This window comes from Streptomyces sp. AC627_RSS907 (genome assembly GCF_019049165.1).
The window spans coordinates 1-798 of the sequence record NZ_JAGMUE010001523.1; the positions used below are offsets into that span (position 1 = coordinate 1).

1 protein-coding gene and 1 pseudogene are annotated in these 798 nt (G+C 67.8%); one reads left to right on the top strand and one right to left on the bottom strand.

Annotated elements, in window-relative coordinates:
- Nucleotides 1-605, bottom strand: a 605-nt coding sequence (locus KUM32_RS42800; RefSeq protein WP_254406830.1) for an ABC transporter transmembrane domain-containing protein, incomplete at its 3' end; no start/stop codon positions are given.
- 112 nt (nt 606-717) lie between these two features.
- On the opposite strand from KUM32_RS42800, the pseudogene KUM32_RS44635 reads away from it, so the two are divergent.
- A pseudogene (locus tag KUM32_RS44635) lies at nt 718-798 on the top strand (MarR family transcriptional regulator); the annotation flags it as partial.

Here is a 798-nt window from a genome sequence, read left to right on the forward strand (position 1 = left end):
GAGGTGATCCGCTTGCGCTCCCTGCCGACCCGACGGCTGATCCAGACGAAGACCGGGAGCAGGCAGAGCGAGACCGCCGTCAGCCGCCAGTCCAGCGCCAGCATGGCCACGATGCTCGCTATCACGCTGGTCAGGTTCGAGACCAGGGACGTGGCCGTGGACGTCACGGTGGCCTGCATGCCGCCGATGTCGTTGGCGATGCGCGACTGCACCTCGCCGGTGCGGGTGCGCGTGAAGAACGCCAACGACATGCGTTGGAGGCGGTCGTAGACGGCGGTGCGCAGATCGTGCATGACCCGCTGGCCGACGGTGGTGGAGATCAGGGTCTGTAGGACACCGAAGATGCTGTTGACCACGGCCGCGACGATCATGCCGCAGACCAGCAGCGTCAGCAGCCCCGACCGGCCCTGGGGAATGGCGGTGTCGAGCACTTCGCGCAGCATGAACGGCGAGGCCACCGTGACCAGCGAGGAAGCGGCCACCAGCAGCCCGACCAGGGCGAGTCGGCCTCGGTAGGGGCGGAAGAGGCGCAGAATGCGTCGTACTTGGGCTGGTTCATCCCGGTCGGCAGCGGGTGGCTCCCACCGTGGTTCGTGATCGCGCATGGACTCCTTCCGGGGGACGCGGGGATCTGCGGGCCGGCTGGCGGCGGTCTTGCCGAGCATAGCTCACTGTTACCTAAGCTCACAATGAACTTGGTCCTGCTAGGCTCCCCACATGCCCGCCTCCGACGCCTCCGGTCAGCTCGCCGAGCAGTTGCTGCGCCTCACCCGTAGGCTGCACCGCGCGCACAAGCGC